We start from the raw sequence: 15,459 nt of genomic DNA, 5'->3' as shown, positions 1-15,459 counted from the left end.
CTTTAAGTGGTGAAGGTTGATCAGCTTTTGGTATTGAGGTGTGTTCATGCAAGTACCTATGAGTTCTAAGCCCGTGATCGGGCGCCGGTTCAGCTTCGAGCTTTCTTTCGTGCTTTCCGGTTGTGATGAACTCAGCCAGGATGCTCTTGTCACTGACATCTGCAATGCCGTTCCCGAAGATGACCCAATCATTGGACTTGGGCGAAAAGGGCAGGTGGGTGTCATGCTTGACCTATCCGGTAGCTGCGCCGAAGACGTCATGCTGGATGCGGCGCGCCAAGTTCTGGCTGTTCTCCCGGAAGGGTCCTATCTGCACGAGGCCCATCCGGATCTGGTGAGCCTTCAGGAAGTCGCCAATCACCTTTCAACGACCAGGCAAAACCTTCGTTTAAAACCACTCCCGGCGCCCTACGCAGGTGGGCTATTCAGATTGTCGGAGTTGAGTAGCCTGTTTGAAGAGCATATTGATCGGGCTGGCCAGGGCGACAAACGTTTAAAGATGAACGTCGCAGACGCCTTGGGCTGGCTCGATGCGTCCGTTGGGGCGCAAAAGCTAAACGGCCTTATGGCGGCTGGTCTCTTGGACCGGAAGACACTCGAAGTGAGCGGTCTGCAATCTGAGGTACAGTCCTGATTGCCGGATCATCGACGTAGCTGAAGGGCAAGCAGAGCTTGAAGTTCTCATTTACGTTTTGACTACGTCTGCGTGTCGCGTAACTGCTTGACCATATGGGATAATCATAATCCGCGTGTCGGGGGTTCAAGTCCCTCCTCCGCTACCAAATTTCCCTACATGAGTGAACTTGGCCTTATACGGAAAACCGCTTGGGAGCGGTGTGCGTCGTTCTGCTTGTTCGATGCCATCAGTTAACACTGGGTGGTACTCACTCCAGTGGCGGATATGCCCCTCGATTTGCAATCGCATCATGATACTTGCGCGTGTCGTAGGCCCCGTCAGCGGTCACTGATCCGACTGCCTGGTCTGGTGGGATTTGGTCAAGCAACTCCGGCAACATCGGCGCATCACCGACATTGCTGGTGGCAATTTCGACGGCTCGCACCTCCAGGGTTTCTTCGTCGATCCCTATATGTATCTTGCGCCAGATGCGCCGCTTGGGGCCACCGTGCTTGCGCGTTTGTCGGGAAAACAGTCTCCCAGACTGTTCTCTGCTCCTCCTCACTCCACTCTCCTTCACCCTTAGCCTTGATGCCGGTGCTATCTATCAGCGGGTTCAGTGGACCGGCACTGCCGCGATATGGCAGGCTCAGGTTCAGTGTTCTCTGACCGCGGCACAATGTGCAAAAATCGTGCACCGTCCAGTCCAATCCGACCAGCCGCAGCAGGCTCTCCACGAACCCTGTCGTCTGCCGAAGCGGCATGCCGAACAGCACCTTTATCGTCAGGCATGTCGTGATCGCAGCGTCGCTGAAACGGGACTGACGCCCGCGTTTGCCGGTCGGAGGCGGTGCCCAAATCATCTGAGGATCGAACCAGATCGTCAGGGAACCGCGCCACTTTAGCGCTTCACCGTCGCCAGAGTTCGTCGAGAGATGTTCCGGTGGCACCGGAGGGTGGCTTGGTCCCAAGGTACGCCGAAATGCTGGGTGCCACATCAACTGTTTCAACGTAGCGGTTCACTCGGCCGGGCACGATCCCGGGACCATGGAAGATGACCGGGACATGCGTGTCGTATGTCCAGGGCGACCCATGTGCGGAGGCAACATGAAGGCCATCGAAATCCGCGATGAACCAATGCGGATCGAACACCACATAGATATCGCCCGACCGGTCTCGGTGAAAGTTACGGCGCACCGCATTGATGATCTTGCCGTCACCGATCAGTCCTTCTCGCAGCCTACGGCTGGAGACGGCATAGGCAATCCCCGGCAGGCGGTCCAGCTCGGCCGCCACAGCATCTTCCACCTCGGCGGGGTCAAGGCCGCGCGAGGCGATCACTTCGCGGTCCAGATAGACATAGGGGTTTGAAAAATTGTGGATCAGTGCCCGGGATTCGCCGAACTCTTCGCCCAGGCGTACAAAGCCCGGTTTGGTGTCGGTGCGTTCGAAATCAAAGGTGCCCGCTTCGATCCCGATCGTGGCCAGATAACCCGGGTTTTCTGGGGCGCCATGATCTGCTGACAGAACCACAAGGGTTTGGTCCAGCCCGACTCGATCATCCACAAAGGACAGTAGATCTGCCAGCGTGCGATCTAGACGACGCATGTTGTCCTCGGCTTCCAAGCTGGAGGGGCCAAATATGTGACCAACGTAATCGGTCGAAGACAGGGAAACGGCCAGATAGTCGGGGATGTTGTCACGCCCGATTTCTTCGGCGTCGATCAGGGCTTTGGCAAAGTCCACGGTGATTTCATCGCCTGCCGGGCTGAGCGTCAGGCGTGTCGTGTAAAGCTTGTCATCCGCAGAGCCCCAGGCGTGTGGGAAGGTGCGGCCGAAACCGGGAAACTCCGTCTCCCACGGCTGATCGTCCCGCTTGCCGAACTGGTAGGTCTCGACCGGATCGGAAAGCGTCCATTCTGTCTCTGCATAGGAGGCGACCACGCCTTGCGCGTCCCAAGCGGCCATCCAACCCGGGTAATCCTGACGGTAAAATGTCGAGGTGACGAAACGCCCTTCGGATTTCGAGAACCAATAGGCCTGACCGCCGTGTCCCGCCATGGAAATGGCGCCCCGGTCCTTGATTGAGACGCCAAAGATCTTTGCCTCTGGCCCGAAGAACATTCCGATTTCATCGGCTATGGTGGAGGTCAGAATGTTGCGCGGGGAACGTCCGTCGGTGGTGGCCGCGCGCTGTGTAGGATCGATTTCGGTTGAACTGTCGACGCCGGAGGCATTCACGAGGGTATAGTCCGGGTCCTGCACGTTATAGAACTGTGTTCCCGCAGTACGGTCGAACCACACATTTGCCACCATGCCGTGAATGGCGGGATCCGCGCCCGTTGCCAGCGTTGCATGGCCAACGATGGTTTCCGTGTTTGCATGACCATGATGAGCCTGCGCGAAATGCAGCCCGCCCTCCAGCAGACGATTGAAACCGTCCGGTCCCAGACCCTCTGCGAACCGGTCGATCAGATCACCGCGCAGCTGATCAACTGTAATCTGCAGGACAAGCTGCGGTCGCTCCTGTGCTGCCACCGGCAGCGCCATCGTCAAGAGGAAGGCTGCGGAAGACAAAAGGCTTTTGCCTCGGCAGGTAAGCGTCATTCGGATCATGAGTTTGTCTCCTTTTAGCGGGGCTGGAGTTCAATGTCTTAGGGATTTGAAATCGAATTCTTGAGATTCCGAAGCGCGATACTGTCCGGCAGCTTTTCAAGCGCCTCGTCGAGAAGGGCCAGTGTTGCCTCTCGTCCGTCAACAGTCGCGGTGATCCGGGTCAGCATGACCCAGGCTTCCTCGCGCTGGGGATCCATCCGAACGACCTCGCGGAAGGCGCCCTTGGCGGCTGGAATGTTCCGCATGGTCAGCGCCATTCCCCCCAGGACCATATGGGTTTCGGGGTAGTCGCTGCGCGCCTGCAGAGACGCACGCCATTCGCCCATGGCGCGCTGCATCTGAGCGTTAATCTGTTTGGGCAGCCGCGCAATGGGCGCGTTCAGCATGGCCTTTGCTGTCTCGATACGAACCATGCGCACCGGATCGTCCAAAAGGCCTATGATGCGCTGGACTTGCGTTTGGGCAGAGGCACCGCCTTGCACCCGAATGGCTGCGGCGCGCACCAGCGGATCGCCGTCTTCCAGTAGGGGGGCGATCTGCTCGGCCACTTCGTCGTCGGCTGCCTGAGAGAGCAACCAGAGCGCCGTGGCCCGCACAAGACCAGCCTGATCCCGATCCTGTGCAAGCAGCGAAAGGCTGCCACGGGCGGCCGCCGGATCTGCACGCCCGGCGGCCAGTACGGTGCCGTAATGGGGGCGTCCTGATGCCTCGGGATAGCGCTTGGCGATTTCGGATGCGGCCCAGTCAGGCGATTGGTCGCTATGGCAATCGGTGCAGGCATCCGGCGCGCCGGTGATCGCCGAAAGGTCGGGGCGAGGGATACGGAAACTATGATCCCGCCGCCCGTCGGTGCCCATATAGGTGCGTTCGATCATGTGGCAGCTTTTGCACTGGGCGCCTTCTGATCCGATGTCGTGAAAGTGATGCGACGGATCGTCGTAGACCTTCAGCGGCAAGGATGGAAACTCCGGATTTCCGGCCGGTGAATGACATTGTGTGCACAGCGAATTGTCTTCGGCCTTAACCTGTGCGCTGTGCGCGTCATGGCAATCGAGACAGCCGACGCCTTTTGCGTACATCTTCGATTGCAGGAAAGAGCCATAGACATAGACCTCGTCGAGGATCTGGCCGTCCGCGTGATAGAGGCCGGGCCGCAACAGCGCCAGGGTGTAGGCGTCGTGGAACGGAGTGCCGGGCAGGGGGCTGCTGTCACCGAGCGGTTCGCGGCGGGAATGACAGGATGCGCATTGCTGGATCGTGGCCTCGGTTCCGGCGGTGGCGAAATCCATCGAAAAGCCGTAACCGGCGGGCGCGATGATATCTGGTGACGGGCTTTTGGCTACGGTTTCAGCCCATGCCACATGGCTTGACCCCGGGCCGTGGCAGGCCTCGCACCCAACCCCGATTTCGGCGGACTGTGAGGCGTAGCTGTCCTGACGTGCGTCATAGTTCTTTTCAAACCCGGTGGCATGGCATTCGGCGCATCGGGCATTCCAGTTCTTGTACGGCCCACTCCAGTGAAGCCCGTCCCCTTTGGGCAGGACCTGATCCGGGTAGAGATGATACCAGCGGGCGGCCTCCACATCCCAGACCACATCGAAGCTCTGCAGACGGCCCGGTTCGGTTTCGAGCAGATACTGTTGCAGCGGCTCTATACCCACAACGGAGTGGACGTCGTGTCCAGTGATGCTGCCGTCGGTTTCGGTGATGGTCACCCTGTAGGTGTCATCCTGGCGGGAAAACTGATGAAGCACTCCCTGATGTTCAAACGAGGTTCCGTCAAAGTCGGCGACGATGCTGTCGGGAGAGGGCGGTGTCCAGGCGAGAGCGTGATGGGAGCCTTTCCAGGCGTCAGCTGCATCCGCGTGGCAGGAGACACAGGCGTTCGAGCCGATGTATCGAAGATCCGCACTCTCGGCTTCTTTGCTCTCGGCAACAGCTTGCGACGCAAGGCAAAGCCCGAGCAGCGTGAAGAGTGTGAAGCGGCGAAACATAAGGACTCCAGTCTGTGTTCAACGTGGGTTCAGCGGGGGCAGATGGGGAATGCGCGCTGAGCTTTCGGTGTGGGAGGGAAACCGGCTGAGTGCGGCGTGCAGCTGTGACCAGCCATCGGCCTCTGCTCCGGCGGCTCGGCCATATCTTGCAGCACCTATCAGGGTCAACGATTTTGCAATGGCCGGATCCCGGCGCGGATCGCCCTGTTTTAGGCGCGCGGCCCATAGATCAAGTGCCCGAAGGCAACCATCAAGATCACGGGCACGCGACGCTTTCAGCAGCTGACGGTAGGCGTGATCTGGCGAGGAAAGGTAGCGCGCCCTGCGTGCCTGCCGATATGCCTGCCAGCGGCGGCGCATAGGGCGGGCAAGAAGAACAAGTCCGATCAGGCCTGCGCTGAGCGCGCCGACGATCAGGAACAGGGTTTCAGGCCGGATTTCGCTGGAGGTCTTTGCGATGGTAGCATCCACCCTGAGTGAGAAACCGGACGCCATGGCGGTTTCGATTTCCCCCGTGGACAGGTTGTACCAGTCGAGCGACACCGCCGCCGCCATACCGTCACCGCCGCTCTGGGCCAGGTAGGTCACCTGCTCACGGCGTGTGCCGGACAGAGTTGCCCCGTCAATCGCTTCATCGATGGTCGTTTCAGACGGGTAGGTGGCAATACCTTGAACGGGCGATAGATCCAGGAGGTTCGGCAGGAACATCGGCGAGGTGCCGGAGATCTCAACAGTCAGGGTCCTTGTAAGGCTGTCACCGGGTTTCAACGGCGCCTCGGGACCGACAAGCTCCTGGGTTAGCTGGATTTTGTTCGCGGCGATGAACGGCTCCAACCCTTTTGCGCCATCAGGGATGACGCCTGTCAGAATGACGCGGTCCAGTGTCAGCCAGTCTTCCCGTGGGGCATTCGTGTCCGGGTCGGCCCAGGTCACTCTCAACTCCTGCTCGGGAATGATGAAACTGCCGGGGATCATGGGGGTGATCCGGTATCGTCGGGTGACGCCAGACCAGTTCTGCCGGTCGATCCGCTGACTAATTGGATGAGTGGCGCGTTCTGGAAGCCGAACCATCATGTTTGGGGCTTCCATACTGGGAAAATCCACTGGCCGGGTCATCCATGTGGGTACGAGAACCGTGATCAGAAGATCGACGGATTGTCCCGGTATGGTTTCGTCGGCCTCAAGTTCGACCGTTACCCGCGGTCCCGGCGGTGACTGGGCAAGCGCCATGACGGACAGAAAAAGCATGGTAAAGAATGCTGAGAGCAACCGACGCATTGTCATTGTCCCCGCACGGCTTCGAATTGAAAACGGTAGCGCAGGAAATCACCGGTGCTTGTATCGACAGTGTTCATCCATTGCTCGGTCGTCAGAATACGCTCAGCGCCGCGTGGCTGTGCCTCGCTCTGGGTGTCGGTGCCACGCCCGCTTTCGTTGTCGAAGACTACGTCATCTGCCCCGATTCCGGTTTCCTCGTTCGTGTCAGATGCTTCCCTTGCAGCCTCTACATAGTCCACGATCACCCGGGCGGTTTCCAGATTCTCGGCAGCACCCGGATAATTCGGATCGCGCTTCAGGGCGGTCTCGAAAGCGCGCACCCCATCGCGATACTGGCGGTTCCTGATATGCGCCAGACCTTGGGTGAATGCGGCCTGTGCCGTCTCGATCCCGCGCAACACTTGCACGGCATCATCGTATCGCCCCGCGCGATAAAGCGCATGTCCCTTCCACATGGGATCTGTGAAGAGATCGGCAGCCATGCGGTATTCTTTGTTGTTATAGGCCCGAAAACCCTGTTGGTCGGGGGTCAGCAACCAGTCTGTCAGGCCCTGGGCCTGTCCTTGGCTTGCCGGTCCCAGCGCAAGGCATGCCCCAAGCACCCAGGCAGACCAGCGCATCGTCCAGCCCTTTCTGAACCAGACCAGCGCCAAAAGCGCTGCAGGCCAGGCCAGCCACCAGCCGCGATCTTCCCAAGGCTGAGAGGCGTTCTGCAGGAGGGCGCGCCGATATTCCACATTCAAGATGCGGTCGAGCCGCTGTATATCTCTGTTGTCTGGCGTGTTTTGCACGACAGGCACATTTTCCAGCTGATCCAGTCCGCGATCCCCAAGACCTTCGGGGAGCATGCTGAGCACCGCGATGCCGCCGGAACTGTGACTATTCAAGGTGCTCGCATCCGAAGGGGTGAAGCCATCTGCAACATACAGTATGCCTCCACCGTCTTCGGCTGTCAGCAGCTCTTCGGCCATCCAAAGCGGGGCGCTGGCATCGGTGCCCTCGACTGGCATGACCATGGGGTGCAGCCCCTCAAGGTAGGGTAACATGACGCGCGGGTCATCGGTAAATGGCAGCACGCGGTGCGCCGTGCCCGCGTAGGCCACTAGCGCCGTGCGTACGCCGACTCGGAGTTCCAGTAGGTCGCGGATCTTGAACTTGGCCCGCTCGAGCCGGTTCGGGGGCAGGTCAGCTGCTTGCATGGAGGGCGTGACTTCCAGCACGATGACAAGCGGGCCGGTCTGGGCAAGGAACGGATCGACTTGCCGGGTCCAGCTGGGGCCTGCGGCACCGACAGTGGCTAGGGCAAGCAGCAGGGTGACGTGGTCGATTGGCAGGTATCGTTTTCTTGCGTTATCTCCGACGCTCAGGGCCTTGCGCAGGTGCGGTGCGATCCGAACGGCAATGTTTGCTTGCCGTGTCGCGGCGCGACGGTTCATCCACCAGACAGCGATCAGAGGCAGCAGCAGTAAAAGAAAGTAGGGCCGCAGGAAGTGAAAAGCGTCCAGAAAAAGTCGCAGTTCTGAAAAGTGATCCCCGCTCATGTTGCGCCTCTTCGATACCCGCGCAGGGTCAGAAGCAGCAGGCCGAGCAGGCCAATCAAGGCTGCCAGGCCGAGGCAGATTGAGGCCAGCGGCGTGCGGGGGCGGTAGGAGAGTTCTTCAACCAGACGCGGCGTCATTTCGTCAATCCGTTGATAGACCTCGGCCAGCGCCGTGTAATCGGACGCAAAGAAGGCGCTGCCGCCCGAGCGCTGGGCAATATCGGCTAGGGCGCGCGTATCGACCCGGTTCTCGCCATCAGCGCGCGGATCACCTACCGCAATCGTGTGGATTTCAACGCCCCTAGCCGCCGCGATTTCGGCTGCGTTCACGGGGCTCATGCGGCTGCCGGTATCAGCCCCATCCGACAGCAGAATGAGCAGGCGCTGGTCTATGTCGCTGACTTCGAAGGTGCGGATCGCAAGTCCGATTGCATCGCCAATCGCGGTGTGCGGCCCTGCCATTCCCACTTCGGTCTGTTTGACCAGTTCAAGGATAGTCGCCAAATCCTCGGTCAGAGGCGCCTGGACGAAGGCTCGCGTGCCAAAGACAATCAGGCCGATCCGATCTCCGTCACGCTCCGCTACGAACTGTTCCACGACCTCCTTGACCGCAGCAAGACGTTGCAGCCGTGTGCCATCCTCACGAGCGAAATCCACAATGTCCATTGAGCCGGAGATATCGATTGCCAGAACCACATCGCGGGCAGATTTGGTGATCTCGATTGGTGCGCCCAGACGTTCGGGGCGGGCCAGCGCCAGAACCAGAAGAATCCACACAAGGCATGCGATCAACAGCTGCAAGCGCGACCGCTGCAGCACCACAGCGCCGGGGCCAGGCTTCACATCTGCTGCTGCGACGATTTGCCGGAAGAACGGAAATCGCAGGGCCGAAACGCGTTCCATCCGAGGCGGTACCAGACGCCAAACCAACCAGGGCAAGGTAAGCGCAAGAAGAGCGTAAGGCGCAGCAAGAGAGATCATCGCCCGTCTCCCATGCGGTGGTTGCGTACCCATTGGGCAGCGATGCGCGGCAGCGCCTCGGGCTGCTGGCCGGGTGATTGATAGGGGGCGAAGGCAAGGGCACGCCCCGGACCGTGTCTAAAGTCCGTGCATCCACCGGTCTGGTCTAGGAAAGCTAGCCAGTCTTCGCCGCTGAGACTGGCAATGTCGCGACGGGGAAAAGCCGCCAGTGCCGCGCGACGCAAGACTTCGGCAATTGCGGTCGGGTCTTGCCCTGCCTCCTTGAGGGCGCTGAGAGCGGCCCTTCGATAAGCATTTTCCAGATAGGCTGTGCGCCACCGCCAGAGTGCATAGGCCCCGCCAACAACGAAGAGGCCCGCGATCACGGCCCAGCCGACTGTCTGCGGCATCATCGAGATCGGCTGCGGCTCTTGCGGCGGCGTCAGGCGCGCGATCAGATCAACCAGATTGTCCGGCCGGGTTTCGGCGCCACCACTCATCTTGGTCCCAGCCCCATCAGGCGGCGCATCTGTGTCAGGCTATCTTCGGCCGAGCTTAAGGGCAGAACCGGAACGCCAAGGGCTCTTTTCCAGTCAAGAACCTCGGCCAGCCGTCCCTCGGACACCTTTCGCAGGCTCTGGTATGTCGTGCTGTCCGCGGTGTCGATCTCTGCCTGGAGTTCCCCGTCGGAGATCACCAGTTTCATGCCCGGCAGGGCATCATCGGCGCTGGGATCTGTGACAAGGCCAAGGATCAGATCGTTGTGTTTCGATATGCCACTGATCAGTCGACGGGTTTGCGCATCGATCACATCGAAATCGGAGTAGACGAGGATCAGGTGATTGCGCGGTGCGATCCGGTTGACGGCTGCCAGAACCTGATTGAGCCCAACCGGGGGGACATTCGGTGCATCCGCGCGCAGCAGGGCATTGGCTTCGGCGATGGCTTTCAGAAAACTGTCAAGCGCCTTGCGGCTGCGCTGCGGACGGATTTCGGCGATGGTTTCATCGCCAAAGACGATGCCGCCGACGCGGTCTCCCTGATCGAGGATCCGGAACGCAGAGAGGGCGGCGCATTCCGCAGCCGTTACCGATTTCATGTTGAGCACGGAGCCAAAGAACATCGACATGCGCTGGTCAAGAACGATCAGGGCAGGGCGGTCGCGTTCCTCTGTGAAAACCCGTACATGCGGTTTGCCGGTCCGTGCGGTCACCTTCCAGTCCATCGAGCGAATATCGTCGGACGGCAGGTAGTCGCGCAGCTCTTCGAAATTGAGGCCCCGACCGCGCAGACGGGACGCATGGCGCCCGTTCAGGGCGCTGCGCGCGGGTTGCTGTGGTAGAAACCGAAGCGCGCGGGCGCGCCCTTCCAGTTTGCGCAGATGCTGAAGATCTACCGATACGCGCGGATCTTCCGCCGTCCTCTCAGGTGCGGCGATTGGGAAAGTACCTGTTCGAATGCGCGCGGCCCGGTCAAACATGGCGGTCTTTATGTCAGTGCGACCTGGGAGATCAGTTCCTCGACCACCCTGTCGGGGGATACGCCTTCCCCCTGCGCTTCGTAGCTGAGTCCAAGCCTGTGGCGAAACACGTTCGGGGCGATGGCGCGCACATCGGTGGGATCCACGTAGTCGCGGCCGCGCAGCCAGGCGTGGGTGCGGCCACATTTGTCGAGCGCGAGCGAGGCACGCGGGCTGGCGCCAATCTCGATCCAACGTCCAAGGTCTGGCCCGAATTCCTGCGGCACACGGGTCGCGTTCACAAGGTCGGCCATATATCGTTCCATCGCATCCGAGACATGGATGTTCACAATTTCCTGCCGAGCCTCGAAAATCACATCCTGTGACAGGGTGGGGGCAGCTTTTTTGGTCTTTGTCTTGGGGGTATTGGCGGCGGCCTCTTCGGCGCGCACCAGCTGGATGACCTTCACCTCGTCCTCGACTGGCGGGTAGGTGATCAGCACATGCATCAGGAAGCGGTCCATCTGTGCTTCTGGCAGGGGATATGTTCCCTCCTGTTCGATCGGGTTCTGGGTGGCCATCACCATGAACAACGGAGGCATCTTGTGGGTGGTGCCGGCAACCGTGACCTGCCGTTCTTCCATTGCTTCCAAAAGCGCCGCCTGGACCTTGGCGGGGGCGCGGTTGATCTCGTCCGCCAGAACGATATTGGCAAAGATCGGTCCCGGCTCAAAACGAAACTCGGCGCCTTGATCGGTCTGGTGGTAGACTTCGGTGCCGGTCACATCAGAGGGCAAGAGGTCGGGCGTGAACTGGATGCGGCTGAAATCGGTGTCGAGGTTCTTGGCCAGCGCCTTGATCGCGCGTGTCTTGGCAAGGCCGGGCAGGCCCTCGACCAGAAGGTTCCCGTTGGCAAGAAGGCCGATCACCAGCCGTTCGATCACGTCTTTCTGCCCGATGATCGCTTCGCCCATGCGGGCAATCAGCGTTTCGATTTCCGCGCGCGCGTTGCTGGTCATGATCTTCCCCCGGCGAAACCGTCAATCCGGGTGCTGTGATGACCCGTTACATGTAAAAGGAAAACCGGCGGGCAAGGCGCCCGCCGGTCTGTGGTACAAGGCTTAGTTGGAGCTTGTATTGCGGCGGATCTTCTCCAGCGCATCGCCAAGATTGAAAGCCCCGGGTTCCTGACGCGGCGGGAAGTCCGCGTAAGTTGCAAGGTGTTGGGACACGTAGGCAACAGCCGGAAGGATCATGAAGGCCCGGTCAAACCGCCACATGTCATAGTTGGCTGACTCATGATCCGCCCGTTCGAAGGGATCGCCCAGCAGATCAAAGAGCTTGGGCAGACGCAGTTCGAAGAACGGCTCTTGCCAGACATCGAACCCATGGCCGCGCTGCTCCAGGAAGACCATTTTCCAGCGGCCATAGCGCAGGTTGGCCAGATCGCCATCGTCGGTCCAGTAGAAGAACTCCTTGCGCGGACCTTCTTCGGCCTCACCCGAGAAGTAGGGGAGCAGGTTATAGCCATCCAGATGCACGCGATAGTCACGGCCAATCGCGGAATAGCCGTCCAGCAGCTGTTCCTTGATGTCCGGCTTGCCGGCGCCTGCCATGATGGTCGGCAGCATGTCCTCATGCGAGAAGACGTCGTTGTAGATGGTACCGGGATCGATCACGCCGGGCCATTTGATCAGGGTCGGAACGCGGTAGCCACCTTCCCAGTTCGAGTTTTTCTCGTTGCGGAAGGGGGTTGTGCCGCCATCGGGCCAGCTGAAGACCTCGGCGCCATTGTCCGAGGAATACATGATCACAGTGTTGTCAGCGATGCCCAACTCGTCGACCTTGTCCAGAAGCTGGCCAACGTGGCCGTCGTGCTCCACCATGCCATCGGCATAGACGCCCAGCCCTGTCACGCCTTCGGATTCCGGCTTGAGGTGGGTGTTCACATGCATGCGTGTTGCCGCGAACCACAGGAAGAAGGGCTTGTCGGCCTCAACCGCGCGCTCCATGAAGTCGATCGCGCCTGCAAGGAATTCCTCATCGACGGTTTCCATCCGCTTGCGGGTCAGCGGGCCGGTGTCTTCGATCTGACCATCAGCCGAGGCTTTGATCACGCCGCGAGGGCCGAACTGTTCACGAAAGCCGGGAATCTGCGGGTAGTCAGGGTGCTCTGGCTCTTCCTCGGCATTGAGGTGGTAGAGGTTTCCGAAAAACTCATCGAACCCGTGGTTCGTCGGCAGGTGCTCATCCCGGTCGCCCAGGTGGTTCTTGCCGTACTGGCCGGTCATGTAGCCTTCTTCCTTCAGAAGGCCTGCAATGGTGGGGTCCAGTTCCGAAAGCCCCTCGGGAGCGCCCGGCAGACCAACTTTCAGAAGACCGGTGCGGAACGGGCTTTGCCCGGTGATGAAGGCGGCACGGCCGGCGGTGCAGCTTTGCTGGGCATACCAGTCGGTGAACAGCGCGCCTTCCTCTGCGATCCGGTCGATATTGGGCGTTCTATAGCCCATCATCCCGCGGTTGTAGGCGGAGGCGTTCATCCAGCCCACATCATCTCCCCAGATGATCAGAAAGTTGGGTGACTTGTCCTGAGCAAGCGCCACGGCAGGCGCCGCGATCATCGACACTAATGCGAGCCCCATTCTGACGCTTCGTAAAGCTCTAAACATTGAATTCATTAACATTCTCCCTGAAGGCTTTGTTGTCTTGATGGTTCTCAAGTCCAGTATGTATGGTGGACGATTCAAGAGCAAGGCTTGACAGTGATGGACCAATGGGGGCCAGAGCAGGACGTGATTCTTGTTGCGTTTTTCTTTAGCTGTCTGGCTGCCACTCCTATCGGAATCTTGTTGGCTATTCCGCCTGGGTTCGCTCTCACTTTCCTGCGGTCAGCTCCAGCAAGGCTTCCAGTGCGGTCCGGAAGGGCACCTCGGTTTCGATTTTTCCCCTCAATGAGGCCATGCGGAACATGAGAGCAATCCCGAGCTCAGAATCTGGCAGCGGAAAGCCCAGCGTTTCTACAAGTACCTCCTGAACCCCGGGATAGTATTCCTGGATGGCAATGATCCGGAACTTGCGCTCATCCAGGCCCAAGGTATGTGCCAGGACCTGGATCTGCCCCGTCAATGCGCTTGGCAAAGTTGGGGTCTCCTTGTCCAAGCTCAGGATGCGACCTGGCCGAGTTCCGCCATTGATGCCAAATGGGCGGTCTCAGCCCATATAGACCGATGCTGCACGACTTACGAATGTCTGCTCTTTGACGGTCGCGATCTGCGTGCATAGCTACCGCCATGCGATCCATTTCGAAGAACGCGAAACGTTTATTTTGCGTGCCCGTGTTTTGCTTGCGCTGCTTGCACATTTTCGAAAAAGCATGAGTTGATCTCTGTGAAATCGGTCCAATTGTACCAAGACTTTACGTCGCGGATTTGCCTCACCATATCTGCCTCAGCCCTTGCGCTTGACCAATACACATCGTTCGGAATCAAGCTTTCTGCGGGGCTTCTTAGGGAAAATGGCCCTGCGGCTGATAAGGCGCTCGCCCCGACTGCTGTGCAACTTTGTCGACTATCCTGACAGTTCGCCTCACAGAAGTTTCTAAGGGGTGTCCATGATCTCACGTCATCAGATAAGCGAATGACGTTCGCCCGCAAATCAGAGCGTTCTACCAGTGCAAGAGGGCTCACTGTTGTCCAAGAAAGTTCATACTTTAGGAACGATTCTTCGCTGAGAACCAGCCTGCCAACACGGGCAAGCCCGACATAACGTCCACTGTCGGAATTTTCGCTGTGGTACAATGCCCACAACAATATGACGCTGGCCTCTTCAGGTAATTTTCCGTCCAAGCCCTCCAATACTTCCAAAAGCTCAGTAGACTCTCCTTGATAAATCATGGATTTAGCAGCAAGCAGTGCTGTAGTAGGCTCTCCGTATTCAATAAGCGCGGCAATCGCCGGTGCCTTTTCTCCAATCTTCCCAGATTGCAGCAAAGCCGCCGCGAGAGGTTCAATGTTCTGAGCTTCAGTAAGCCAAGACTTTCCTGACAGACCTTTGGGGATACGCAAAAGAGAAATTCTGTCTTTACGAGGAAGGTCGGAGGTTACGTGAACATGCATATGACCTCTTGAAGCGATTTGGGCCAATAGGATTTGAGCAGCTGTGTTCCCGGACCTAGCTAAACTCGACAAAGCCTCCAACGCCTCCAAGTCGCTGCCGTCCAACCACAGTTGTGCCGCTTCAGTAAAGGCAGGCTGCGCTTGACCAGATATTTCTCGAGCCTCCAGACGGTCGGGATGGACGGCCGTTAACACTAAAGCAATCAAGCAGAAAAGTAGTCTGAGTAACAATGTCTATTCCTTCGGCTACCAGATGTAACGATCCTCAATAACCGGTGGCGCAGAAGCAAGGCCTTATTGCGGGTCAAACTACTACCTGTGGCTGGAAAGCGGACCTTGCTCCGATGGAATCCAAAGCCCGCTTCGTCCGCATCCCCGCCGTTCGAAGGTGGTCGGCGGCTGCATCTGCGGCGAAGGTCAGCTCTTCCCTGTGCGCCTGCGGCATGGATCGTTCGCCATGCCGCCGGATCTGCCGACTTTGCAAATGTCGCTATCTGCGCTTCGCTGACGTCTGCACTAATCGCAGAATGGCCCTGGTCAGCTGATTGGACCCGAAGGTCCGCTCTTGGGAAACCTCTCGCGCCTGCAGCGAGCCTGCGCTGCGCCTAGTTGGAAGGTCGTCTTTGGGCTGCCTGGCGTCATCTGGCGGCGGTGACCAAGTGCGGATTCGCTGCGTCCCTGCTGCCGCACCGCCGCAAGTCCGGTCTGAGCCCGTATTTTCCATCGCCGTGCCGGGGTTGAAACACCGAAAACCGCGATAGCTGCTGAGTTACCTGAAAGCCTTGCCGCACAAGTCGATGGCACGGCAAAGCGAGAAGCTGGGCCCAACAACCAAATTGATCGCGATCAAGTCGGATGTTGCAACCAAGCCTTAGCCTTAC

General features: G+C 59.2%; 12 protein-coding genes and 1 pseudogene. 1 reads left to right on the top strand and 12 read right to left on the bottom strand.

Annotated elements, in window-relative coordinates; all coding sequences use genetic code 11:
• Window positions 1-46 precede the first annotated feature (46 nt).
• Window positions 47-634 (top strand): hypothetical protein, encoded by a 588-nt coding sequence (locus tag AADA15_RS13100; RefSeq protein ID WP_341642006.1) that lies wholly within the window; start codon window positions 47-49, stop codon window positions 632-634.
• A 268-nt stretch (window positions 635-902) separates the two neighbouring features.
• Here the strand turns inward: AADA15_RS13100 and AADA15_RS13095 are convergent.
• The 12 genes and pseudogenes from AADA15_RS13095 to AADA15_RS13040 form a co-directional block, all read right to left on the bottom strand.
• Window positions 903-1,614, bottom strand: a pseudogene (locus tag AADA15_RS13095) (transposase); the annotation flags it as partial.
• Window positions 1,526-3,232: an alkaline phosphatase family protein gene (locus tag AADA15_RS13090; protein WP_341642005.1), complete on the bottom strand. Its 1,707-nt coding sequence runs from the start codon at window positions 3,230-3,232 to the stop codon at window positions 1,526-1,528. The gene AADA15_RS13090 and the pseudogene AADA15_RS13095, both read right to left, overlap by 89 nt.
• A gap of 38 nt (window positions 3,233-3,270) precedes the next feature.
• Complete coding sequence (locus AADA15_RS13085; RefSeq protein WP_341642004.1) at window positions 3,271-5,226, bottom strand: multiheme c-type cytochrome; 1,956 nt, start codon at window positions 5,224-5,226, stop codon at window positions 3,271-3,273.
• Window positions 5,227-5,244: 18 nt separating this feature from the next.
• The gene (locus AADA15_RS13080; RefSeq protein ID WP_341642003.1) at window positions 5,245-6,474 is read right to left on the bottom strand and encodes a hypothetical protein; all 1,230 of its coding nucleotides are present in this window, start codon (window positions 6,472-6,474) and stop codon (window positions 5,245-5,247) included.
• 32 nt (window positions 6,475-6,506) lie between these two features.
• On the bottom strand, window positions 6,507-8,045 hold the full coding sequence (locus AADA15_RS13075; RefSeq protein ID WP_341642002.1) for a VWA domain-containing protein: 1,539 nt from the start codon (window positions 8,043-8,045) through the stop codon (window positions 6,507-6,509).
• Entirely contained in the window at window positions 8,042-9,025 is a 984-nt protein-coding gene (locus AADA15_RS13070) for a VWA domain-containing protein (RefSeq protein WP_341642001.1), read from the bottom strand. The genes AADA15_RS13075 and AADA15_RS13070 overlap by 4 nt, the downstream gene beginning before the upstream one ends.
• Window positions 9,022-9,504 (bottom strand): DUF4381 domain-containing protein, encoded by a 483-nt coding sequence (locus tag AADA15_RS13065; RefSeq protein WP_341642000.1) that lies wholly within the window; start codon window positions 9,502-9,504, stop codon window positions 9,022-9,024. Before AADA15_RS13065 ends, AADA15_RS13070 begins: the two co-directional genes overlap by 4 nt.
• Window positions 9,501-10,484 carry a DUF58 domain-containing protein gene (locus AADA15_RS13060; protein ID WP_341641999.1) on the bottom strand — a complete coding sequence of 328 codons (984 nt, stop codon included), beginning with the start codon at window positions 10,482-10,484 and terminating at the stop codon, window positions 9,501-9,503. Before AADA15_RS13060 ends, AADA15_RS13065 begins: the two co-directional genes overlap by 4 nt.
• 8 nt (window positions 10,485-10,492) lie before the next feature.
• Window positions 10,493-11,482 (bottom strand): AAA family ATPase, encoded by a 990-nt coding sequence (locus AADA15_RS13055; RefSeq protein WP_341641998.1) that lies wholly within the window; start codon window positions 11,480-11,482, stop codon window positions 10,493-10,495.
• Window positions 11,483-11,584: 102 nt separating this feature from the next.
• On the bottom strand, window positions 11,585-13,105 hold the full coding sequence (locus tag AADA15_RS13050) for an arylsulfatase (RefSeq protein ID WP_341641997.1): 1,521 nt from the start codon (window positions 13,103-13,105) through the stop codon (window positions 11,585-11,587).
• A 232-nt stretch (window positions 13,106-13,337) separates the two neighbouring features.
• Window positions 13,338-13,601, bottom strand: coding sequence for a hypothetical protein (locus tag AADA15_RS13045; protein WP_341641996.1), 264 nt, complete (start codon window positions 13,599-13,601; stop codon window positions 13,338-13,340).
• Between the two features lie 182 nt (window positions 13,602-13,783).
• Window positions 13,784-14,809: a hypothetical protein gene (locus AADA15_RS13040; RefSeq protein ID WP_341641995.1), complete on the bottom strand. Its 1,026-nt coding sequence runs from the start codon at window positions 14,807-14,809 to the stop codon at window positions 13,784-13,786.
• Window positions 14,810-15,459 lie beyond the last annotated feature (650 nt).

The sequence above is a fragment of the Phycobacter sedimenti genome, from assembly GCF_038148855.1.
Lineage (GTDB): Bacteria > Pseudomonadota > Alphaproteobacteria > Rhodobacterales > Rhodobacteraceae > Phycobacter > Phycobacter sedimenti.
The sequence above is the reverse complement of the archived record's forward strand: the minus strand, read 5'-3'. Positions and strand labels throughout refer to the sequence as shown.